Source organism: Arthrobacter sp. R1-13 (assembly GCF_054161475.1).
Genome location: NZ_CP096420.1, coordinates 3,693,684 through 3,713,700, shown reverse-complemented (window position 1 = coordinate 3,713,700; position 20,017 = coordinate 3,693,684). Strand labels below are relative to the sequence as shown.

Genomic DNA, 20,017 nt, shown 5'->3' with positions numbered 1-20,017 from the left:
TTGGACAGTGCTACTTGACGTCGGCCTCGGTGTAGTACCCGGTGTCGATGAGTTCCTTCTTGTAGTTATCCTTCGTGATGATCAAGGACTTGAGCAGGTAGGACGGAACGACCTTGACCTTGTTGTTGTAGGTCTTCGTGTCGTTCACCTCAGGCTCTTCGCCCTTCAGGGTTGCATCGACCATCTTCACGGCCTGCTCGCCAAGCTGGCGGGTGTCCTTGAAGATAGTGGAGTACTGCTCGCCGGCGATGATCGACTTAACCGAGCCCTTCTCAGCGTCCTGGCCGGTCACGATCGGGAGGCTTCCCTTGGCGTAGCCGCCGGTGCTGGTGAGGGCGGAGATGATGCCGATGGAGAGGCCGTCGTACGGTGACAGAACGCCGTCGAGCTTGGTGCCGGAGCTGTAAGCGGACGTCAGGATGTCTTCCATGCGCTTCTGGGCAACGGGTGCCTGCCAGCGGAGGATGGCAGCCTGCTCAAAGTTGGTCTGGCCGCTGGGGACCTTGATGGTTCCCGCGTCCATGAACGGCTTCAGCGTGTCCATGGCGCCAGTCCAGAAGAAGTTGGCGTTGTTATCATCCGGGCTGCCGGCGAAGAGCTCAACGTTGAACGGGCCCTTGCCTTCGACCTTCTTGCCGCTGGCATCGAGCAGACCCAGTCCGGTCAGCAGGGAGGTGGCCTGCTGGACGCCTACGGTGTAGTTGTCGAACGTGGTGTAGTAGTCAACGTTGGGCGTTCCGTTGATCAGGCGGTCGTAGGCGATGACCTTGACGTTCTGTTCCTTGGCCTTCGCCAGGACATCGGTCAGGGTGGTGCCGTCGATAGCTGCGATGATCAGGGCCTTGGCGCCCTTGGTCAGCATGTTTTCAATCTGGGAGACCTGGGTGGGAATGTCATCGTTGGCGAACTGGAGGTCCGCCTTGTATCCGAGCTTGGTAACGGAATCGGAGACGTTCTTGCCGTCTGCGATCCAGCGTTCCGAGGTCTGCGTGGGCATGGAAATTCCCACTAGCGAACCTGCGGCGTCAGCTCCTTCTGTGGGCGATGTTGTTCCGCCGCGGGTGCCACAACCCGTAGCCCCCACGGTAACTGCGAGGACGACGGCGAACGCGCCCAGGAGTTTTTTGATTCTCACTATGTTCTCCTTCCGCTGACCGGGGGTCAGCGAACTGGTGCTTAGCCGAAAAGCATCTGCGCTTACGGCTGTGTCCCGGCCAGTGATGTCCGGTTTCCTCACGAGGGGTCTGATGGCCCCTTGCCAGGAAGAATTTGAGGGTCAGGGCCGGCGAACGGATGCCGGTCTTGAATACTCCGAGCTGCTGCTAGATCTACCGTGATACTACAATGACGATATAGCGTCCTGTGAGCGCTAACAACTACCATAGAGTAACCCGAGCTTCTATTGTGAGTCAAATCACATTTTAGCAACTCCCTCAGGACCCTTCGGGTTGGAGCACAAAATCGACCATGTGGTACCGGATTCCGTTGACCTGAAGCTCCAGGCTGTGCTTCCCGGGATGGTGGACACGCGTCGTCATCTGGCGGAAAGCGTGCCGTTTGGAAAAGCTCTTGGTTTCGCCGGCAACCAAGGTGACGGTGGCGAGTTTGAAGACCTTTGGCGAGCGCGATCCATTCGCCTTGCGGTAATGCACCACATAGTCAACGGCCAGCCTCACAGGTTCTGCCCCGGTGTTGGAGATCTCGAATGTAAAAGCCAGATCCGAGGGGAGAACGACGTCGGCCCGGTCCAGTTGCGGTGCGCTGACAGTGAGGTCCGCCGGGGCAAAGCCTTGCAAGGCCAGTGCCTGTGGGTGGCCCTTCTTGATCAGTGTCCGCAAGCCGTGCCGCACAAGTGAGGCAGTGTTGCGATCCGGATTTGCCAGCCACCGAGTCGCCGTCGCAATGACCAGGTCCGGCGCATGGCGGGCTAGATCGTTGAGGTGGTTGGCCACCGAGCGCCTCACGTACTCGTGGCGGTCCCGGTACAGTGCGTCAAGGATGGGAACTGTGGCTTCAGGATGATCGATTACCGCGGGTACCCGCACCGCCCAGGGCAGGTAGGGTCGCGTGCCTTCGCTGGCGAGACGCCTGACATGTTCATCCGGGTGCGAGGTCCAGGACTGGATTGCCGTCAACGATCGCGGAAGGTCGGCAGCCAGCAGCCGGCGAATCGCGAATTCCGCAGTCAGCCGCGGCGTCAGTTCAGCCAGCAGCAAGAGGCAGTCATCGAAATGTGCCGGATCTCCTGAATCCAACGCCAAGGTAACTGCAGTCTCCGTCACTGGCCACAACGCCCACCCGGAGAAGCCTGCATCCAGCAAGGCGCGGCGGAACGTTACTGCCGCCGTCGTATAGATTCCAGCGGCCAGGGTACTGTCAGCCGGGCGCCCGAAGTCTGCAAGGAGTGCTTGGCTGACGTGATCGGCGCGCTCCCGCAGGCTCAGCCCATCCAGGGTTGCCCCTGCAGCTGTGAGCTCCGGCCAGCTTCGGCCCGGAGCTGCCGGTGTGAGCGCCCCGCGTAATGAATCGACAGCGGCCCGATTGATGAGTTCGTTCATGGCGCCCATGGAGTCAGGGTACTTCGGGCCGGCCGTCCAGAGATTTCATTTCAGGATTTTAGCTGGGTTCCCTGGTATCCGCGGGGGTATCTTCCACCTTTTCAGTGCTTTCCGCAGTGGCCGTGGGGTCTTCCTCCGGCTCGAAGGTGTTCGGCTCATCGCCGGCGCCCATCCCTACGCCCTTGTCGCTTCCCGGAACGGTGCCTTCTGGCCCCGCCATCTTGCCGGACGCGTTGTCGTCTTCGTGGCTCTTCCGGTCCTCACCAGCGGCATCCATGCTCATGGCCCCTCCTTGCTCTGCTGTTGCCCTGCTGTGTTGTGGCCCTCGCGGTCCACACTTCTGCCCACGCTAACAGTGCTTCCGGAAAATAGTAAGTAGACTGGCCACCTCCAGCGCCGGAACGCTCAGGCCTCGGATGGAGATAATTTCTTGACGAAGACGACTTGCACCGGTACGAGGCGGAGACGGGAAAAATGACTGAGAGAACGGCCGATAACCGGGGGTTTTGGCGTGTTTTCCACGACAAGTTTGTTGTGGAGGAGCGGTACATGACTGCCGCTGCCAGGACCAGGCTCTACCGGGTGGCGGCTGCCCTGATGCTTCTGGGGTCCGTCTTCTTCTTCCTCACCCTCGGGGCCATCCTGAACAAGGATGGGATCGCCGGCAGCGATGATCCCATGCAGTCATGGTTTCTCACCCAGCGCTCAGACCCCTTGACCACTGCCATGATCATTCTGGCGGTCATCTTCGGCCCGGTGGTGTTGCCGATCATCATCCTGGTGGTGACGGTTGCCTGGAGTCTCGCAGCCAAGCATGCGTGGCGGCCCATCCTGCTTGCTGCCGGAATGCTGACGGGCGTAGTGCTGGCCCAGATCATCGGCCATTCGGTGGGCCGCAGCAGGCCTCCCATAGAGCAGATGCTGTTTGGGCCGGACTCAACGTTTTCCTTTCCCTCCGGCCATGTGCTGGGCGCGGCCGACTTCCTCCTGATTACGGCTTTCCTGGTCTTTTCCCGCCGGAAGCATATTTGGCCGGCGGTCATCGGGTTTGCCGCCGCCGCCGTCGGGATCTTTTTCGCGGCGATCAGCCGCCTTTACCTCGGATATCACTGGGTCAGTGACGCCCTCGCGTCAGTCTCGCTCTCATTGGTGATCCTTGGTGCGGTCATCGCTATTGATACGTGGCGCACAGCCCGGATTCCCGGCGAGAAGATCACCGGAGAGCTGTCAAAAGCCGACTCTAGCACCGACTGAACTTCCCGCTCAGCGGCTTGACTTGTCCGATCAGCGGCCGCGCGCGCGCTTCAGGTCCCGGTGGAGCTTGGCGTTCATTTCCTCCAATTCCAGGACTTTGGCCACTCCTGCAAGGTTCAGCCCTTCGTCAAGCAGTTCACCGATCCGCCGCAGGACTGCGACGTCGGATTCGCTGTACTGGCGCGTTCCACCTGAGGTGCGATCGGGCGTAAGCAGGCCCTTTCGCTCGTACTGCCGAATGTTCTGTTGACCGGTCCCGAGCAGTTGCGCTACAACCGAGATCGCATACACGCCCACGTCGTCTCCGTGCTCTGCCATGATGCTCCTTAGCCTTGTGCTCAACAGCTCTTGCCATAGTCTCTCACTGGTGTTATAAAAAATCTATATCCAGCACCACAGATTAGTGGAATGGATACCCAAAAGATATGAGCAACTACCTCATGCTGAAGGAGTGGGAAATGATGTTGATGCGCACCGACCCGTTCCGTGAGCTGGACAGGTTCACGCAGCAGGTCTTCGGAACCGCAGCCCGGCCGGCGGCGATGCCCATGGATGCCTGGCAGGCGGACGGGGAATTCGTCGTCGAGTTTGATCTCCCTGGGGTCAACGCTGATTCCGTGGACCTGAATGTCGAACGCAACGTTCTTACCGTCCGTGCGGAACGCGGTGAACCGGTAGGCGAAGGTGTTGAACTGATTGTTTCCGAGCGGCCCCGCGGCGTCTTCAGCCGCCAGCTGATCCTCGGTGACACGCTCGACACTGAAAACGTCAAGGCAAGCTACGACGCCGGTGTCCTGACCCTCCGCATCCCGGTCGCTGAGCAGGCCAAGCCCCGCAAGATCGAAATCGAGACGAAGCGCCGGCAGGAAATCAACAGGTAACTCCAGCGGGAACAGGGTGACCGGTATCCCGGGTTGCCCGGGGCGGCTTTCGGCAGGGCCGGAAGCCGCCCCTCACTGGCACCAGGCGGCAGGGGATGGCAAGCATGAGCAACGAGCCTGCGGACTACTACACGGTGTTGGGAGTGGCTGACACCGCCACCCAGCAGGAAATTTCGCGCGCTTTCCGCGGGTTGATGCGGACACGTCATCCGGACGTGGACTCTGCCGGGGCTGCACCGACGTCTGCTGAAGTGCTTGCCATCATGAACGCTTTCGGAGTGCTGCGCGACCCCAAGAAGCGCGCAGACTATGACCGTCGGCACAACCGCCATCGGAAAAACGATACGGCCCGTACACGGGACAACAGTGCACGGGATAGAGGCTCCCGGGATAGAAGCGCAGGGGAAGAAAGTGCACGGGATCATCGGGCACGGGAGGCCGCACGGGGCGAGCGCCCGATGCGGACAAGCGCACAAGACATACCTGTGCGCTATGGGCCCCGTGAAGTGCCGGTCCGCCGGATTTCAAAGCCGTCCCCGCTCCTCCGGGTGACCCCTGTGCGGTGGGAAGAAGGGCCCTGGGCCTGGCCGGATGTAACGGATTAGGAGAACCATATGAGCACGTGGCGCCGCTACGATTCGCATCTTATCCCTGCGTTCCACGAACGCTTTGAACAGCGCTGGGGAGTGGGAACAGCACCGTTCCTGGACCCGGAAGCCCATGAGGAGCCCCTGCCAAGAGCCCAGTGGATCAATCCGGACACGGGGGCTGCCATGGCCGTTGTGCCGATCTGGGCTCCTGATGACATTCAGCATCGCTCCTTCGGTGTTTTCTACCTGCCGCCGGCGGGGGACATCTGGGTGTTGCGTCCTGGGTATACGGCCTACCTGGAGCCGGACGGCACCGATTCGGAGCAGCTGATAACTCTCCGCAATGATGCCTTCAAGAAGGCGCTGGCGCACGCGAAGGACTTCCTGTTTGGTTCAGATGCCCTGCTCCACTGATCACTTGTACCGTGTAAGCCAACGGGAACTCCTGCCAGTGCGTGGCATGGAGGCGCCGGGGGTCCTAAAATCAATCCACCACCGGCACAAGAACATAGGGGTCCCTGGACATGAGCGTAACCGCCAAAGACCTGGCCGCATTGATACCGGCGTCCTTCACGATGGGCGTTGCGACGGCAGCCTTCCAGATCGAGGGGGCTTTGGATAAGGACGGACGCGGACCAGCCGGCTGGGATGTCTTCGCTGCAAAGCCCGGTGCAATCGTAGATGACGGGAGCCCTGCCGTTGCCTGCGACCACTACCACCGGATGCCCGAAGACGTTGCCCTGATGAAGGAGCTCGGCATTGATTCCTACCGTTTCTCCCTGTCCTGGCCTCGGATCCAGCCTGATGGCAAGGGAGCGCTGAATCCGTCCGGCCTCGACTTCTATGACCGGCTCCTGGATGAGCTGCTGGCCAGCGGGATCGCCCCGATGGTAACCCTCTACCACTGGGACACCCCTCTTCCGTTGGATCAGGCCGGCGGCTGGATCAACCGGGACACCGCCTATCGCCTGGGCGATTTTGCTGCGATTGCAGCCTCCGCTTTCGGTGACCGGGTGGCCCGCTGGGTGACGGTTAACGAACCTGCCACCGTGGCAACAAACGGATACGCCCTGGGTCTGCATTCACCGGGTGAGTCGCTGCTGCTGAACGCTTTTCCCAGCGTCCATCACCAGCTCTTGGGGCATGGCCTGGCTGTCCAGGCTTTGAGGTCTGCCCAAGTTCCGGGAGAAATCGGCATCACCAACGTGTACTCCCCGATGGTTCCTGCATCGGGTAACCCCTTGGACAAACTAAGTGCCGGCCTTATGGATATCGCCCAGAACCGGCTTTACGCCGACCCTGTCCTGACCGGCAAGTACCCTGACGTCATCCGCGCAGCCAAGTTCTTCTCGTCCTTCAACCACCCGGATGAGGACATGGCCGTGATTTCTCAGCCGTTGGACTTCTACGGCTTGAACTACTACATGCCCACCAAGGTGGCGGCGGGGGCAGGTGAAGGGCCCGTCCCAGCAGGCATGGCCGAGGCAATGGGCAGCGACCTTACGGACAGCGCGCCTGGTTCGCCCTTCCACATCACGGCCTGGTCTGACGCCCAGACAACTGCCTACGGCTGGCCCATCAAGCCCGAATATATGTCTGTTGCCTTGGCCGAAATGGCCGAACGGTATCCGGACCTTCCGCCGGTGTTCATCACTGAAGGAGGAGCCAGTTTCGACGACGTGGTGGTCCGAGACAGGAAAGCGGACAGAATTTTCATACCGGATGAACGCAGGCTGAGATACCTGGCCGAACACCTTGCCAGCGCGTTGGAGGCAACTGCCCCCGGCGGTGTGGCGGAATCGATAGATCTGCGCGGGTATTACGTTTGGTCCCTCATGGACAATTTCGAATGGTCCGCGGGATACCGGCAGCCTTTTGGCCTCATCCACATTGACTTTGAGACGCTTGCCCGGACGCCGAAAGCTTCCTTCTACTGGCTTCAGGAGGTCCTTGCCTCCCGCCACCCCGGCGTTCCTGAAGCAGCGGCAGCCACGGTGAGTCAGAGCTAAGGCAAGCGGTCAGAGGAGCTTCAGGCCTTTGAGACCCTTGGCAATCCCGGCGCCGTCAGGGGAGTAAATCCAAGGGACATTTGAACCGGTGTGATCGCCGTTCTCCGAGTGGCCGCCCGCCAGGACAGATTCACTTACGGACAGTTGCCGGATGGCGATGGCTGCCACGCGCGACCCGTGCTCCCGGGAAAACTCCGAGTAGATCTGTTCGTCGTGCTGGCCGTTGTCACCAACCAGCAGCCAACGCATGTCCGGGAACTCCGCCGCCAGCCGTTCCAGGTTGCGAAGCTTGTGTTCCTGACCGCTGCGGAACCAGCGGTCCTGGGTGAGTCCCCAGTCCGTGAGCAGCAAGGTGCCGGAAGGGTACATGTTCCGGGTGAGGAAACGCGCCAGCGTGGGCGCCGCGTTCCAAGGCCCCGTGGACAGGTAGACAACAGGCGCATCAGGATGCTCCACGATCAGGCGGTCCAGCAGCACAGCCATGCCCGGTGTTGCCATCCTGGCCCGCTCACTCAGGACGAAGGTGTTCCAGAGAGCCAGGAACGGGCGGGGAAGGGCCGTGACCATGACGGTGTCATCGATGTCCGAAACAATCCCAAAGCGGGTACCGGGAGCCACCACAAAGATGTTGGCCTCGGCCGGTTCGGTGCCCTCAGCACGAAGCACTGCTGTATGCCATCCCGGCGAGAGGGAAACCTTTACATCCGTGTCCACCAAGCCGCCGCGGTCCGTTTTTACTGTGGTCACAACTCCGCCGATTTCCATCTCGACGGTCACATTGGGGATGGGAATGCTGGTGAAGGCACGCCAGCCGCGGACGTTCTGGTTTCCGTTCTTTGCGGCGTGCTCTGCCCGGCTGCCGGGGGCAGGCTTGCTGGTCAAAAGGACCCGGGCCAGGATACGGACGAACTCAGTGGAACCGTATCCCTGGTACGCAACGGTTTGGGGAACGAACTTCCAGCGCCTCGCCAGCCGCATCCTCAAGGTGTTCCCGGCATCCGACAGCTTGTGGGCCAGCCGGAACACGTGGTTCCCTGCCAGTGATGATTCCTTAGGCGCCAATTCCATGCCTCCACTCTGCCACAGCTGCTACGCCCGAAGACGCAGATCAGCGCAGCGGATCAACCGTCTCCCAGCAGGCCACGCAATGTGAACGCATTCCGCACTGCGTTGCCGCCGCCGTCGTTGTTGAAGTAGACCAAGACGTCCTTGCCCGCGGAACGCCATTCGCTGATCCGATCCGCCCACCATTTCAGGTCATCGTCCGAATACGACCCACCATAGAGGTGCTGGTGGTCGGGGCCGTGGAGCCGGACATACACAAAGGGGGCGGTGGCGCGAAGGATGCAGGGCAGGTTGGCCCCGCTCATGATGCAGTAGGCGGCCCGGTGGCGTTCGAGGAGCTGGTACACCTCCGGGTGGTCCCAGCTGTCATGGCGGAACTCCACCGCCACGCGGATCCACTCCGGCAAGGCCGACAGGAAATAGTCCAGCCGGGCGTCGTCACGGGCAAGATTGGGCGGCAACTGTGCCAGCAGTACCGCCCTTTTGTCTCCAAGTTCATGCCAACACCGGGTTATCCGTTCCACCCACACTTCCGGGCTGTAGAGCTTCTTGGCGTGGGTGAGGCCGCGAGGGGCCTTCACGGACATGGCAAACCCCTGGGGAAGCCGGTTGCGCCAGCTCGCGAAGGCAGTCTCCCGAGGCCAGCGGTAGAAGCTTGCATTCAGCTCCACGGTATTGAACCGCGCCACGTAATGCTGCAGCCGGTCCCTGGACGGCAACCCGGGAGGGTACAGAACGTTCTCCCAGTGGTCATAGCTCCAACCGGACGTGCCGATATTGAGGGTCACTTAGTCTTCGCCGGCCCATTCCTGCGCGTGACGGGTAAAGGCCTTCTCCCAGCGGTGCAGTTCAGTTTCCGGCAAAGGGCCACGGGCGACGGCGGCCGCGGCCTCCTCAAGGTGGGCGGCGTTGGAGGTACCCATGACCATGGTGGACACGCCGGGGGCGAATGCCGAGAACCGGACTGCCGTGCCGGGCCAGTCGTCGGCCTGTGGTTCGAGGCCCATCTGGTTGATACGGTCCCAATACGTTTCCCCGTAAGTGCCTGTTGGCCTCTCACTGTAACGCCAGGGTGCGTTGGCGAGCGGGCGTTTGGCCACTACGCCGATTCCCCGGTGCGCGGCGTCCGGCAGTATCTCGTGCAGGGAGTTCTGGTCCGCAATGTTCACAGACGTCTGCAGGGCGACGAAGGCATTGGATGCGGCAGCCCAGGCGAGGGCTTCGTTGTCGCCGCTGTAACCGGCCACCCGTATTTTGCCGGCATCAACGCAGGCAAGCAGTGCGTCGATGGCTTCGCCTTTTTCGAGGATTGCCAGCGGGCAAGAGTGGAGGAAGACGACGTCGATCACGTCAGTGCGCAGGGTTCGGAGCGACTCCTCCACCCCGAGTCGTACTGCTGCCGCGCTCCAGTCCGGCTGACCAGGAACGCCAGTCCCCACCTTCGTAGACAGCACCACGTCATCCCGGTGCGGGGGCAGAAAGGCGCCGAGCCGTTGCTCCGAGCGCCCGTAGCTGCGGGCGGTATCAAAAAAGGTGATGCCCAGTCCCAGCGCCCGCTCCAGAAGGTCATGGGCCTCCTGATCCGTGAGGACGTCATCCCCGAGGTGTCCTGCACCGAAGCCCAAGGCTGAAACGGAGAAAGTGGTGTGGCCGAACGTCTTATGAAGCATTGACTGGGTTCCCTTCTGTCCTGCGGCATCCACATGCCCGCGACAGAACCCAGCACATGGAAATGTATCCATCGGCAGCTGCATCACCGTGTTTCAACCCTACACCTCGTGCCTTGAGGCCAGATTGTGGCACGCTAGGGTCCATGGCACGCATCGAGGATTATGCGATGGTTGGGGATCTTCACACCGCCGCGCTGATCAGCATGGAAGGATCCGTCGATTGGCTGTGCCTCCCGCGGTTTGACTCCCCGGCGTGCTTCAACGCCTTGTTGGACACGCCGTCCGCCGGCCGCTGGCTTCTGGCTCCCGTGAACGGCGGCAAATGCACGCGTCGGCGGTACCAGCCAGGGACGCTCATCCTGGAATCGGAGTGGGACACCCCTGATGGGCAGGTCCGCATCATTGACTTCATGCCACCCCGTGACGAAGTGGCTGACATTGTCAGGATCGTGGTGGGTGTCAGTGGACAGGTGAGGATACGTGGCGAACTGGCCCTGAGGTTTGATTACGGCCACATTGTTCCGTGGGTCCGCCGTGACCACTTCGGAGTGCATGCCGTGGCCGGACCCGATGCCGCCTACCTCGTGACCCAGGCGCCCTTGCGGGGCGAGAAGTTTCAGACGGTCAGTGACTTCACGGTCCATGAGGGCGAACGTGTATCTTTCGTGCTGACGTGGGCGCCCAGCCATGTCCGTAGGCCCCGCTCTGTTAATGCTGAAGAGGTGCTGCAGGCCACTGAGGAGTTCTGGTTGGAATGGACGGAGAAGTGCCCTGTCAACGGGCCCTACAGCGAAGCGGTGCAACGCTCGCTTATCACCCTCAAGGCGCTTACCTATGCCCCGACCGGTGGGATAGTGGCAGCGGTTACCACCTCGCTGCCTGAGCAGCTGGGCGGCCCGCGGAACTGGGATTACCGCTACTGCTGGCTGCGCGACGCCACCCTGACCCTTCAGGCCCTCCTGGCTGCCGGTTACACGGACGAGGCGGCAGCCTGGCGCGACTGGCTGCTGCGTGCCGTTGCGGGGGACCCGGCGGACCTTCAGATCATGTACGGAATCCACGGCGAACGACGGCTTCCGGAGATGCAGCTCCCCTGGCTGGCCGGTTATGAGAATTCCAAACCGGTGCGGATCGGGAATGCGGCAGCAGACCAACTGCAGCTGGATGTCTGGGGCGAAGTGCTGGACTGCCTGTCCCTGACCCGCAACTCATTGCTGCGGCACACCGATGAGGCGTGGGATGTCCAGATCGCGCTGATGGAATACCTCGAAGGAGCCTGGGACCAGCCCGACAACGGGTTGTGGGAAATGCGCGGGCCCCGCCGCCACTTCACCCACTCCAAGGTCATGGCCTGGGTAGCTGCAGATCGCATGGTCAAGGGTGTCCGCGAGTCCGGCCTGCCGGGGCCAGCCGACCGCTGGGAAGTCTTGCGGGACACGATTCACCATGAGGTGATGACCAAGGGTTTCGACGTCGAACGCAACACGTTCACGCAGTCCTACGGCCGGCCTGAACTGGATGCGAGCCTGCTGCTGATTCCGCGGGTAGGATTCCTGCCTCCCGAGCATCCACGAGTGATTGGCACAATTGATGCCATTCAGCGCGAACTGTCGCGGGACGGTTTCCTGCTCCGCTATCAACCTGAATACAGCGACGACGGATTGCCCGGGGACGAAGGGGTGTTTCTGGCCTGTTCATTCTGGATGGTTGAGGCGCTGCTGGGGGCAGGGCGGCATTCCGAAGCGAGGGACCTCTTCGAAAGGCTCCTGGCGTTGCGTAACGACGTAGGCCTGCTGAGCGAAGAGTTCCACGTGGGCGATGGCAGGCACTTGGGAAATACCCCCCAGGCATTCAGCCACTTCGCCTTGGTGTTGAGTGCTTTGGAACTCGAGGAAGACACGATGCACCGCAGCGATACGCCCTTGCGGGGAAGTTGAGCAGCTGCTGAAAGGCCCCCTCACGTTTTCCTCTCAGGCGTCGGTAAGTATACTTACTAATACCTCACGACGCCGTGGAGTATGGAGGAGATGCAATGTCTGGATATTTCGAACTCGTGGACGCGCCCGACGGCGGATACCGCATCAGGATGCTGGACGGAACGGGAGCTCTCATGGCTGTCTCCATTACGTTCCCGACGAAGAAAGCAGCAGTGGCCGGTATTGCCAAGGCCCGCGAAATCGCCGGCACCGGGCTTGTCCGTGACCGCAGCCATGACCAGCAGTCGGCACCCGTCAAACAGCAGAGCCTCAAGCAACATGTCAAGGCCGCCAGAAAATCTACGGCTGTTGGGGGGCACGGCCAATTGATCGCCGCGGGAAGGCGCGCAGGTATGGACCACTGATGCTCAACGGCAAAGCCCGTGGAAAGCATCGGGCGGCGGTCCTTTTCGACGTGGACGGGACACTCGTGGACTCGTCGTACCTGCACACCATGGCTTGGTGGCATGCTTTCCGCGGAGCAGGTTTCGACGTTCCCATGGCTTCGATCCACCGGACCGTGGGCATGGGCGGGGACAAGTTGGTGGCCCATCTTTTGCCCCCGGACCGCGACACAGGCCAAGACGTTTCGGTGATGAACGCCCACGCCGCCATCTTCTCAACCTACTGGCCATTCCTGAAGGCGTTCGACGGCGCCCGCGACCTTCTGTTTCAATGCCGGGAAGGAGGGCTCGCCGTCGCGCTGGCCTCTTCCGCACGTGAGCAGGACCTGAAAATGCTCCGGTCCGCCCTTAATTCGGACTCTTACATCCACGTGGCCACGAGCGCCAATGATGCCAAGGAAAGCAAGCCTGAGCCTGACATCCTCCTGGCTGCCCTGGAAGGACTTGGGGTGAGCGCCCACGATGCTGTTTATGTGGGGGACGCAGTGTGGGATGTGTACGCGGCCGCCAAAATCGGCATCCCCACGATCGGCGTAACCTGCGGCGGCACCAGCGAGGCCGAGCTCAGGGATGCGGGAGCTATAGAGTCCTATTCCGGTCCGCGCGAACTGTTGGGCAATCTCAGGGACAGTGCCATCGGGAAGCTGCTTCAAAGCAAAGCGCTCCATTAAGGGACTGTTTAGGCGGGGGCTGCCTTGTATCGCAGCTCCTCAGATGTCACGCCACTCATGGTCGGGCAGATTGGCTCCGGCCGTCGGCCCCATCTGGAGCATCCCACCATCCACCACCCACGACGCCCCCGTGACGTAGCTCGACGCCGGCGAGGCAAGGAAGGCGATGACGGCCGCGATCTCCTGGGCGCGACCAGAGCGGCCAAGCGGAATCCCGGGCTCGTTCCTGGGTTGCGGGTCGTCACCCTCTTGCCCGGACATGGGAGTAGAGATGGCGCCCGGGGCGACTGAGTTCGCCGTGATTCCATGGCTGGACAGCTCAAGGGCAATCGTCTTGATGAGCCCGCCCAGCCCGTGCTTGGCTGCCACATAAGCGGAGGAGCCCACCTTGGGCTGCGTTTCATGGACGCTGGTCACTGCAATGATCCTGCCGCCTCTCCCGGCCTGGACCATATGGCGGGCTGCCGCCTGGATACACAGGAAGGCCCCGTTGAGGTCCACATCCATGGTCTTGGTCCAGCCGTCGTACCCAAGCTTCAGGAACGGGGTGCCTTCACCCGTTCCGGCGTTGTTGACGAAAACATCCACGCCGCCGAGCCCGGCCGCGAGTTCATCCACGACGCCGGAACATGCCGGAATGTCCGAGGTGTCCAGTTGCCGGACCACGGCTGTCCTCCCGGCCTCCCTGACCTGCGAGGCAGTGTGTTCCGCGCCTGCCTCGTCAGTGTGCCAGGTGATGCCGATATCCAGGCCGTTCCGGGCCAGGGCCACAGCTGTTGCCCTGCCGATACCCGAGTCGCTGCCCGTGACGATTGCCGTCCGGGGGGAAAACTCCTGCGATGAAAATTCCATGCCGCGTTCCTCTCGGTCTGGTGGTCGTTAGTCCTGATCACTAAGCCCTGGTTCTAACCCTCGCTTGCGTCCACGACGCAAAAACGGTTGCCTTCGGGATCTGCGAGCACTATGAAATCTGCATCGTCCGGGTAGAGATCCCAGTCAACGCGTTCGGCTCCAAGGTCCAAAAGCCGCTGGACCTCCGCTTCCTGGTTATCGGCCCAAAGATCCAAATGGATCCGCGGGTGCAATTGAACTGGACTCTCGCTGAGCATCAGTGCCAGCCGGGCGCCGTTGCCGTTCTGCGGGTTCAGGATCACCCACGTGTCGTCCCCGTTGTCCTGGGGAGCGTAGTCAAGGGCGGCGCTCCAGAAAGCTGTGGCTCTGGCGACATCGCCAACGCCAAGGACGGTGGTTCCGACTGTCAGCATTCCTACACGGCCTGACCCGTGGTGGCCTCGTTAGCAGCCTCGTCCTTCCGCCAAGCCACGAATACGCGGACCGAGCCGTCGTCATTTCTGTCCACTTCCGTGACGATGTCCGCCACGCTGGCCCCCATGCCCATCAGCTTTGCCCGATAGGTGGTGACAAGCTCTTCCAGGCTGGATTCTGTCCATTCTCCCGGCCGCATGCGGGTGGAAATCTCGACGGGCTCGGGCTGGTATAGCGTCATGATGTTGCCTTTCCTTGGGGGACTGGGGCACCTTCAACGCTAGTGAGTTCCCGGTCCGGGAGGCAAGGGATTTGATCAGGTTGCTTAGTTTTTCTCTGACCGAAAAACTAATAAGCATGCTGACCTTCACAGGGAACTGAATCGGCGCTACGGTCAAAGTACCCCCGGAGAGTTGTCCGCCATGACCTCATACGGGGACCAATTCCATATCCATTCCGGGCAGGATGCTGCCGCCCGGAAGACCTCATGAGGAGTGAGCACAATGCCAAAGGCACGCGATTTTATGACTCCTGGCGCCGAATGCGTCGGAGAAAAGGAAACCCTGGAGGCGGCGGCCCGCAAGATGAAATCGCTCAACGTAGGTGCACTTCCCATCTGCGGAGAGGATCAGCGGCTCAAGGGAATGGTCACTGACCGGGATATCGTCATCAAATGCCTGGCTGAGGGCGGAGACCCGCGCAGCGTCACGGCGGGCGAGATGGCTGAGGGGAAGCCCGTCACGATCGGTGCCGATGACACCATAGAAGAAGCCATCAAGACCATGCAGGAACACCAGGTCAGGCGTCTGCCGGTGATTGACGGGCATGACCTGGTAGGCATGCTCAGCCAGGCTGATATCGCCCGCAACTACCCCGAGGACCGTGTGGGTGAACTCGTAGAGTTTATTTCCTACTGATCCTTCGGACCCTTTGCCGTCCGGCTACCGTTATCCGATTTCTCATCGCATTGAGAGGCAAACGATGAAGGCACTCACCTGGCAAGGCAAACGATCCGTCAGCGTGGAGGAAGTTCCTGATCCGGTGATCCAGGAACCCACAGATGCGATCGTCCGGATCACCTCCACCGCCATCTGTGGATCCGACCTCCACCTGTACGAAGTGCTGGGTCCGTATATGCATAAGGGTGATGTGATTGGCCATGAACCGATGGGCATCGTGGTGGAGGTCGGCAGCGCGGTTACCAACCTGAGGGTGGGAGACCGCGTCGTCATCCCGTTCGGGATAGCCTGCGGCGAATGCTTCATGTGCAGCCGAGGGTTGCAGTCCCAATGCGAGACCACCCAGGTCAAGGAGAAGGGCTCCGGAGCCGCCCTGTTCGGTTACTCCGAGCTGTACGGTTCCGTGCCGGGCGGCCAGGCCGAGTATCTGCGGGTGCCCTTCGCAGACTACGGCCCGGTGAAAGTGGGGACCGAATTGCCTGATGAGAGGTATCTGTTCCTGTCCGACATCCTGCCCACGGCCTGGCAGGGGGTCAAGTATGCCGACGTCCCTGTTGGGGGAACCCTCGCTGTCTTCGGCCTTGGCCCTGTCGGACAGTTCGGGTCAAGGATAGGGCGGTACCTGGGACAGCGGGTCATTGGCGTTGATCCCGTTCCGGAGCGCCGGGCAATGGCAGCCAGACACGGCGTGGAAACGCTCGACTACTCCAAGACCGTGGCAGATGAACTGCGCGACATGACGGAGGGCCGCGGCCCCGATGCGGTGCTCGATGCGGTGGGGATGGAAGCCCACGGCTCGCCTGTCGCAGGGTTCGCGCATCAGGCGTTGGGGCTGCTGCCTGACAAGCTCGCGCAGAAGGCGATGGAAACGGCGGGAGTGGACCGGCTTGCCGCCCTCCATGCGTCACTTGATGCCGTGCGTCGGGGCGGCACGGTTTCCCTCAGCGGCGTCTATGGGGGCCAGGCCAGCCCGATGCCCATGCTGTGGATGTTTGACAAGCAGATCCAGCTGCGGATGGGGCAATGCAATGTGCGGAACTGGACGGATGAACTGCTTCCGCTGGTGGAGGACGACGCCGATCCCCTGGGTGTGATGGACCTCGTCACCCATCGAGCGGGGTTGGGAGAGGCGCCGGCCCTGTACGAGAAGTTCCAGAAGAAGGAGGATGGCTGCATCAAGGTGGTGCTTAACCCGTAGCTCAGCGTTGCGGCTACGGGAAAGCCTTCCAGGCCTTGAAGAATTCCTTTTCGGCTTCCTCAGCCCGTCGTTCTTCCAAGGCGTGCAGACGGCCGAAGGTAAAGCCGCTGTCTGCTTCGGATTTTGATCCCGGCTCTGGCTTTGATCCCAGTCGCAGGAGCTGTTCCCTGGCCATGACGCTGTCCTGGTGCTGGCCAAGGATCTTTTGGATCGTGTGCGCTGCATCCTCGATCCGGTCCGCGGACTTGGCTTCTGCGATCGAAGCGGCCTCGGCAATGTAACGCACCCGTTTGGCTGCTTTCCGCACGTCGTGGAAGGCCACATCCCGTGGGCCTCGGTCAGAGTTTGGGTCCGAGTTTGCTTCCGAGCCTGCCTCTCCCCATTTCGGCTGGTCCAGTGCTGCAGCCTTCCTACGCAGCCTCCGTACATCCTTTTTGACCAGCTTTACCAAACCCTTGCCGGCCGGCCGTGCTGCCTTGTCACCCACAAAGGGCCTGTCCGTGAGGGCGTCCAAGGCTTGAACCAGACGGCGGTAGCGGTCGCTGCCAAGCGCCTCCAGCACCTCGCCGTGGGCGTCCCGGGCTACGGCCCTGAGAGCCTGGTCAATGCGCTCTGCGGCAGGGCCCAGAAGCAAGGCGTCCGCCTCCTCGGCCACAAGCGCTGCCAGCCGGTCCCGGATTACCTCCGGGTCGCGGGCCTTGCCCAACACCCCGGAGAGCCACTTCAGTTCAGAACGCAGCTCAGGGAGGGACAGGTTCGGGCTGCCATCGTCTGCCTGCCGGTTACCCGGCCCGAGCATTGACTGCGCTGATTTAAGCACCGCGCGGAGACGCCTGGCAGACATCCTCATCTGGTGGACCGAGTCCGGCAGATCGTCCCGGACACGCGGCGCCTGCTGCTGGAGCTCCGCCACCTGGCGTCGCAGGTACTCCAACAGGACTTCACCGGAGGTCGGACTCGACGACATCTCCGTAGCTTCCCGGGTGCTCGCCATGCTTCACTCTACGGCCGGAAGGCGGGCGATATACAGCCCGGACGAAGGGCTACAGTTGCCTCATGAATTCATTGGGGGATGGGCGGGACAGTTCAGAGGCAGGACGAATCAGAACGGTCGCGCTGTCGGCAGCGTTGGTGCTGTTGTTGCTGGCCGGCCTGGTGCTTGTCCTGCTTCCGAGCACGGAAACGTACGGTTGGTTTGCCTATGCGCCGCTGTCCCAGCAGTACTTCATGCCGGAAGGGCTGGTGTTCCTTGGGGCCCGGGCCAGGGTGGGGATCGCGCTCATTGTGGTGGCCCTGCTGGGAGCTGCTTTCTGGGCCGGCTTTTGGCTGGGCCGGCGCCGCGTGGATCCACAGGCCAGCGTGGACCCTGGCCGCGGATAACAGAGTCTGCGCCACGGCCTTAGGTAAGGCGGATCTGCCGGTTAACGTCCTTGTACAGCAGGTAGCGGAAAGGACCCGGGCCGCCCGCGTAGCAGGCCTGCGGGCAGAAGGCGCGGAGCCACATGAAGTCTCCGGCTTCCACCTCCACCCAATCATCGTTAAGCCGGTAAACGGCCTTGCCCTCCAGCACGAAGAGTCCATGCTCCATCACGTGCGTTTCGGCGAAGGGAATGGTTCCACCGGGCTGGAAGGTGACGATGTTGACGTGCATGTCGTGGGCGAGGTCGTCCGGGTCCACAAACCTCGTGGTGGCCCATGCTCCATTGGTACCAGGCATAGGACGGGGCTCAACAGCCTGGTCTCTGGTGACGAAGGACTTGGCCTCGAAACCCTCCAGCGGCTCGTAGGCCTTCCGTATCCATTGGAAAGTGGCCGGTTCCCCCGAGCTGTTCCTGATGGACCAGTCCGAACCGGCGGCCAGGTAGGCGTAGCCTCCGGCCTCAAGATGGTGGAGATCGCCGTCGAGCGTCAGGGCGAGCTGACCCTGGGTCAGGAAGATAACGCCTTCGACGCCGGATTCGGCCTCCGGGTTTTGCGATCCGCCTCCTGGAGCTACTTCCACGATCAGCTGCGAGAACGTGGTGGCGAAGCCTGCGATAGGACGGGCGATAATCCACGCGCGGCTCTGGTTCCACCCTGGCAGGTTGCTCGTGACGATATCCCGCAGAACGCCCTTGGGGATGACCGTATAAGCCTCTTTGACAATGGCGCGGTCAGTGAGGAGCTGGGTCTGCGGCGGAAGGCCGCCTTCCGGAGAAAAGTAGCTGCTCATGGGTTCGCTCCTGGTGCGGTGGACGAGTCGGTTGATGAGTTGAGGGACGTTTGCGGCTGGGCCAAGGACCGGAGCTGGGGGAGTTCCAGGCCCGCAAGCAGCTTCACTTCCGCGGTTCCCACGGCGCCGCACTGCAATCCGCGGAGCACGAAGGCTGCGAGGGCACGGGCGCTGGCGGGCTCGTCCATCACACCCTTTTGCGTGCGCTGAACATAATTCCGAAGCCGCGTGGCAGCGGGGATAAGCCCCTGCCGGTAGAAGGCATAAGTGGCTGCAAAGCGGCTGGGAAGCTGCGCCGGATGAAGGTCCCACCCTTGGTAGTAGCCACGCTCCAGCGAACGCCGCACCAGCCGTCCGTGCAGGACCCACGCCGTCTCGACGTTCTCACCCACCGGAATGATGTTGGTGGAGCCGTCTGAAAGCCGGATCCCTGTCCCGGCCACGGCAAGCTGCATCACTTCCTTCGCGAAATCAGCCACAGGATGCTCCATGGACTGATATTCGGCAGAAATCTGCAGTGATGCCGAATAGTCGTAAGTGCCGTAGTGCAGCCCGCTGATCCGTCCGGGGACCACGTGGGGCAGCTGTGCCACCGGCGAGGTGCCGTCCGGGCCGAGGATGAGCTGGGGCGTCTCCACCTGCACTTCGAACCTCAGCCTTCCTGACGGGAGCGAGTGGATCTCCTCCAACCTGGTCACTGCAAACTCGAGGGCCTGCACCTGCGCCACAGTGGTTACTTTTGGCAGCGTGAGCCTGAGCCCGGCGGGAAGCTCGCCTGCGTGCGCAAGCCCGGAGATGAAGAGGTCCAGCGTCCGCAGTCCGCGGGTGCGGGTGGATTCTTCAAGACCCTTAAACCGGATGCCGATGAACGGGGGCGAGGTTCCGGCAGCAACCGCCTCGGCCACGGCGTGAGCGGCTGAAACAGCGTCGGCGTCCTCGGCGTCGTCGCCCCGGTCCCCGTATCCGTCCTCAAAGTCCAGCCTGAGATCCTCTATGGGCTCGCTGGTCAACTTCGCTTCCACCCTGGTGGCCACGGCGGTTGCCAAAGCACGTTCCTGACCGAGCAGGTGACCGAGGTGGACCAGGCCGCCCCGGGACTCGGCAGTTGCAAGCGCCTGGGCACCCCATTCGGCGGCAAGCGATGGCGTGAAGGTGTCCGCCGGAATATACGCAGTCTGAACGGGTTGGCGCGAGCCATCGTCGCCGGGGTAGTTCTGCACCAGCATCCTGTCCGTGGCAGCGAGCCGCGAATCAATCTGCGCCAGGTCAGCGCTTGAAAGCGATCCCCGGGGCGCTCCATTCAT

At 62.0% G+C, this 20,017-nt stretch carries 24 protein-coding genes; 11 read left to right on the top strand and 13 right to left on the bottom strand.

What is annotated here, in order from left to right:
• Positions 1-10: 10 nt before the first annotated feature.
• The 3 genes from chvE to M1D88_RS17195 all read right to left on the bottom strand — a co-directional run bounded on the left by chvE (position 11) and on the right by M1D88_RS17195 (position 2,841).
• On the bottom strand, positions 11-1,135 hold the full coding sequence (gene chvE / locus M1D88_RS17205; RefSeq protein WP_458111951.1) for a multiple monosaccharide ABC transporter substrate-binding protein: 1,125 nt from the start codon (positions 1,133-1,135) through the stop codon (positions 11-13).
• Positions 1,136-1,433: 298 nt separating this feature from the next.
• Positions 1,434-2,567: a DNA alkylation repair protein gene (locus M1D88_RS17200; protein ID WP_458111950.1), complete on the bottom strand. Its 1,134-nt coding sequence runs from the start codon at positions 2,565-2,567 to the stop codon at positions 1,434-1,436.
• A 49-nt stretch (positions 2,568-2,616) separates the two neighbouring features.
• On the bottom strand, positions 2,617-2,841 hold the full coding sequence (locus M1D88_RS17195) for a hypothetical protein (RefSeq protein WP_458111949.1): 225 nt from the start codon (positions 2,839-2,841) through the stop codon (positions 2,617-2,619).
• A 191-nt stretch (positions 2,842-3,032) separates the two neighbouring features.
• Here M1D88_RS17195 and M1D88_RS17190 point away from each other — a divergent pair, with 191 nt between their 5' ends.
• Entirely contained in the window at positions 3,033-3,812 is a 780-nt protein-coding gene (locus tag M1D88_RS17190; protein ID WP_458111948.1) for a phosphatase PAP2 family protein, read from the top strand.
• Between the two features lie 30 nt (positions 3,813-3,842).
• On the opposite strand, the gene M1D88_RS17185 is transcribed toward M1D88_RS17190, so the two are convergent.
• Positions 3,843-4,130: a MerR family transcriptional regulator gene (locus M1D88_RS17185; protein ID WP_458111947.1), complete on the bottom strand. Its 288-nt coding sequence runs from the start codon at positions 4,128-4,130 to the stop codon at positions 3,843-3,845.
• A 143-nt stretch (positions 4,131-4,273) separates the two neighbouring features.
• On the opposite strand from M1D88_RS17185, the gene M1D88_RS17180 reads away from it, so the two are divergent.
• The 4 genes from M1D88_RS17180 (at position 4,274) to M1D88_RS17165 (ending at position 7,292) form a co-directional block, all read left to right on the top strand.
• Positions 4,274-4,693, top strand: a complete 420-nt coding sequence (locus M1D88_RS17180) for an Hsp20/alpha crystallin family protein (protein WP_458114563.1) — start codon at positions 4,274-4,276, stop codon at positions 4,691-4,693.
• A 104-nt stretch (positions 4,694-4,797) separates the two neighbouring features.
• Positions 4,798-5,298, top strand: coding sequence for a DnaJ domain-containing protein (locus M1D88_RS17175; protein WP_458111946.1), 501 nt, complete (start codon positions 4,798-4,800; stop codon positions 5,296-5,298).
• A gap of 9 nt (positions 5,299-5,307) precedes the next feature.
• A complete protein-coding gene (locus tag M1D88_RS17170) occupies positions 5,308-5,697 on the top strand; it encodes a hypothetical protein (protein WP_458111945.1) in 390 nt (129 codons plus the stop codon).
• A 110-nt stretch (positions 5,698-5,807) separates the two neighbouring features.
• Complete coding sequence (locus tag M1D88_RS17165; protein WP_458111944.1) at positions 5,808-7,292, top strand: GH1 family beta-glucosidase; 1,485 nt, start codon at positions 5,808-5,810, stop codon at positions 7,290-7,292.
• 9 nt (positions 7,293-7,301) lie between these two features.
• Here the strand turns inward: M1D88_RS17165 and M1D88_RS17160 are convergent, their stop codons facing one another.
• From M1D88_RS17160 to M1D88_RS17150, 3 genes are read right to left on the bottom strand one after another with little or no spacing between them, the layout of a single operon-like run.
• Entirely contained in the window at positions 7,302-8,360 is a 1,059-nt protein-coding gene (locus M1D88_RS17160) for an App1 family protein (RefSeq protein ID WP_458111943.1), read from the bottom strand.
• 53 nt (positions 8,361-8,413) lie between these two features.
• Complete coding sequence (locus M1D88_RS17155) at positions 8,414-9,145, bottom strand: DUF72 domain-containing protein (protein ID WP_458111942.1); 732 nt, start codon at positions 9,143-9,145, stop codon at positions 8,414-8,416.
• A complete protein-coding gene (locus tag M1D88_RS17150) occupies positions 9,146-10,027 on the bottom strand; it encodes an aldo/keto reductase (protein ID WP_458111941.1) in 882 nt (293 codons plus the stop codon).
• Between the two features lie 143 nt (positions 10,028-10,170).
• Between M1D88_RS17150 and M1D88_RS17145 the strand changes: the two genes are divergently transcribed.
• The 3 genes from M1D88_RS17145 to M1D88_RS17135 all read left to right on the top strand — a co-directional run bounded on the left by M1D88_RS17145 (position 10,171) and on the right by M1D88_RS17135 (position 13,078).
• Positions 10,171-11,964: a glycoside hydrolase family 15 protein gene (locus M1D88_RS17145; RefSeq protein WP_458111940.1), complete on the top strand. Its 1,794-nt coding sequence runs from the start codon at positions 10,171-10,173 to the stop codon at positions 11,962-11,964.
• Between the two features lie 95 nt (positions 11,965-12,059).
• On the top strand, positions 12,060-12,368 hold the full coding sequence (locus tag M1D88_RS17140) for a YegP family protein (protein WP_458111939.1): 309 nt from the start codon (positions 12,060-12,062) through the stop codon (positions 12,366-12,368).
• Positions 12,368-13,078, top strand: coding sequence for an HAD family hydrolase (locus M1D88_RS17135; RefSeq protein WP_458111938.1), 711 nt, complete (start codon positions 12,368-12,370; stop codon positions 13,076-13,078). The genes M1D88_RS17140 and M1D88_RS17135 overlap by 1 nt, the downstream gene beginning before the upstream one ends.
• 39 nt (positions 13,079-13,117) lie before the next feature.
• Here M1D88_RS17135 and M1D88_RS17130 read toward each other — a convergent pair whose 3' ends face one another.
• Genes M1D88_RS17130 through M1D88_RS17120 form a run of 3 tightly spaced genes read right to left on the bottom strand, consistent with a single transcriptional unit; the run spans position 13,118 to position 14,585 of the window.
• The gene (locus M1D88_RS17130) at positions 13,118-13,930 is read right to left on the bottom strand and encodes an SDR family oxidoreductase (protein WP_458111937.1); all 813 of its coding nucleotides are present in this window, start codon (positions 13,928-13,930) and stop codon (positions 13,118-13,120) included.
• Between the two features lie 53 nt (positions 13,931-13,983).
• Positions 13,984-14,343 carry a VOC family protein gene (locus M1D88_RS17125; protein ID WP_458111936.1) on the bottom strand — a complete coding sequence of 120 codons (360 nt, stop codon included), beginning with the start codon at positions 14,341-14,343 and terminating at the stop codon, positions 13,984-13,986.
• 2 nt (positions 14,344-14,345) lie between these two features.
• On the bottom strand, positions 14,346-14,585 hold the full coding sequence (locus M1D88_RS17120) for a hypothetical protein (RefSeq protein WP_458111935.1): 240 nt from the start codon (positions 14,583-14,585) through the stop codon (positions 14,346-14,348).
• Between the two features lie 262 nt (positions 14,586-14,847).
• On the opposite strand from M1D88_RS17120, the gene M1D88_RS17115 reads away from it, so the two are divergent.
• Both M1D88_RS17115 and M1D88_RS17110 read left to right on the top strand, forming a co-directional pair.
• Positions 14,848-15,261 (top strand): CBS domain-containing protein, encoded by a 414-nt coding sequence (locus M1D88_RS17115; RefSeq protein ID WP_458111934.1) that lies wholly within the window; start codon positions 14,848-14,850, stop codon positions 15,259-15,261.
• A 64-nt stretch (positions 15,262-15,325) separates the two neighbouring features.
• Positions 15,326-16,501 (top strand): zinc-dependent alcohol dehydrogenase, encoded by a 1,176-nt coding sequence (locus M1D88_RS17110; protein ID WP_458111933.1) that lies wholly within the window; start codon positions 15,326-15,328, stop codon positions 16,499-16,501.
• Between the two features lie 13 nt (positions 16,502-16,514).
• Here M1D88_RS17110 and M1D88_RS17105 read toward each other — a convergent pair whose 3' ends face one another.
• Entirely contained in the window at positions 16,515-17,495 is a 981-nt protein-coding gene (locus tag M1D88_RS17105; protein WP_458111932.1) for a CHAD domain-containing protein, read from the bottom strand.
• A 62-nt stretch (positions 17,496-17,557) separates the two neighbouring features.
• Between M1D88_RS17105 and M1D88_RS17100 the strand changes: the two genes are divergently transcribed.
• Positions 17,558-17,881 (top strand): hypothetical protein, encoded by a 324-nt coding sequence (locus M1D88_RS17100; protein WP_458111931.1) that lies wholly within the window; start codon positions 17,558-17,560, stop codon positions 17,879-17,881.
• Positions 17,882-17,900: 19 nt separating this feature from the next.
• On the opposite strand, the gene M1D88_RS17095 is transcribed toward M1D88_RS17100, so the two are convergent.
• Both M1D88_RS17095 and M1D88_RS17090 read right to left on the bottom strand, forming a co-directional pair.
• The gene (locus tag M1D88_RS17095; protein WP_458111930.1) at positions 17,901-18,713 is read right to left on the bottom strand and encodes a bifunctional allantoicase/(S)-ureidoglycine aminohydrolase; all 813 of its coding nucleotides are present in this window, start codon (positions 18,711-18,713) and stop codon (positions 17,901-17,903) included.
• Positions 18,710-20,017, bottom strand: coding sequence for a DUF6986 family protein (locus tag M1D88_RS17090; RefSeq protein ID WP_458111929.1), 1,308 nt, complete (start codon positions 20,015-20,017; stop codon positions 18,710-18,712). The genes M1D88_RS17095 and M1D88_RS17090 overlap by 4 nt, the downstream gene beginning before the upstream one ends.

What these genes read in the sequence shown, in the direction of transcription:
- M1D88_RS17200 (WP_458111950.1), bottom strand. Translation starts at nt 2,567, where the DNA reads ATGGGCGCCATGAACGAACTCATCAATCGGGCCGCTGTCGATTCATTA.
- M1D88_RS17195 (WP_458111949.1), bottom strand. Translation starts at nt 2,841, where the DNA reads ATGAGCATGGATGCCGCTGGTGAGGACCGGAAGAGCCACGAAGACGAC.
- M1D88_RS17190 (WP_458111948.1), top strand. Translation starts at nt 3,033, where the DNA reads ATGACTGAGAGAACGGCCGATAACCGGGGGTTTTGGCGTGTTTTCCAC.
- M1D88_RS17185 (WP_458111947.1), bottom strand. Translation starts at nt 4,130, where the DNA reads ATGGCAGAGCACGGAGACGACGTGGGCGTGTATGCGATCTCGGTTGTA.
- M1D88_RS17180 (WP_458114563.1), top strand. Translation starts at nt 4,274, where the DNA reads ATGTTGATGCGCACCGACCCGTTCCGTGAGCTGGACAGGTTCACGCAG.
- M1D88_RS17175 (WP_458111946.1), top strand. Translation starts at nt 4,798, where the DNA reads ATGAGCAACGAGCCTGCGGACTACTACACGGTGTTGGGAGTGGCTGAC.
- M1D88_RS17170 (WP_458111945.1), top strand. Translation starts at nt 5,308, where the DNA reads ATGAGCACGTGGCGCCGCTACGATTCGCATCTTATCCCTGCGTTCCAC.
- M1D88_RS17165 (WP_458111944.1), top strand. Translation starts at nt 5,808, where the DNA reads ATGAGCGTAACCGCCAAAGACCTGGCCGCATTGATACCGGCGTCCTTC.
- M1D88_RS17160 (WP_458111943.1), bottom strand. Translation starts at nt 8,360, where the DNA reads ATGGAATTGGCGCCTAAGGAATCATCACTGGCAGGGAACCACGTGTTC.
- M1D88_RS17150 (WP_458111941.1), bottom strand. Translation starts at nt 10,027, where the DNA reads ATGCTTCATAAGACGTTCGGCCACACCACTTTCTCCGTTTCAGCCTTG.
- M1D88_RS17145 (WP_458111940.1), top strand. Translation starts at nt 10,171, where the DNA reads ATGGCACGCATCGAGGATTATGCGATGGTTGGGGATCTTCACACCGCC.
- M1D88_RS17140 (WP_458111939.1), top strand. Translation starts at nt 12,060, where the DNA reads ATGTCTGGATATTTCGAACTCGTGGACGCGCCCGACGGCGGATACCGC.
- M1D88_RS17135 (WP_458111938.1), top strand. Translation starts at nt 12,368, where the DNA reads ATGCTCAACGGCAAAGCCCGTGGAAAGCATCGGGCGGCGGTCCTTTTC.
- M1D88_RS17130 (WP_458111937.1), bottom strand. Translation starts at nt 13,930, where the DNA reads ATGGAATTTTCATCGCAGGAGTTTTCCCCCCGGACGGCAATCGTCACG.
- M1D88_RS17125 (WP_458111936.1), bottom strand. Translation starts at nt 14,343, where the DNA reads ATGCTGACAGTCGGAACCACCGTCCTTGGCGTTGGCGATGTCGCCAGA.
- M1D88_RS17120 (WP_458111935.1), bottom strand. Translation starts at nt 14,585, where the DNA reads ATGACGCTATACCAGCCCGAGCCCGTCGAGATTTCCACCCGCATGCGG.
- M1D88_RS17115 (WP_458111934.1), top strand. Translation starts at nt 14,848, where the DNA reads ATGCCAAAGGCACGCGATTTTATGACTCCTGGCGCCGAATGCGTCGGA.
- M1D88_RS17110 (WP_458111933.1), top strand. Translation starts at nt 15,326, where the DNA reads ATGAAGGCACTCACCTGGCAAGGCAAACGATCCGTCAGCGTGGAGGAA.
- M1D88_RS17105 (WP_458111932.1), bottom strand. Translation starts at nt 17,495, where the DNA reads ATGGCGAGCACCCGGGAAGCTACGGAGATGTCGTCGAGTCCGACCTCC.
- M1D88_RS17100 (WP_458111931.1), top strand. Translation starts at nt 17,558, where the DNA reads ATGAATTCATTGGGGGATGGGCGGGACAGTTCAGAGGCAGGACGAATC.
- M1D88_RS17095 (WP_458111930.1), bottom strand. Translation starts at nt 18,713, where the DNA reads ATGAGCAGCTACTTTTCTCCGGAAGGCGGCCTTCCGCCGCAGACCCAG.
- M1D88_RS17090 (WP_458111929.1), bottom strand. Translation starts at nt 20,017, where the DNA reads ATGAATGGAGCGCCCCGGGGATCGCTTTCAAGCGCTGACCTGGCGCAG.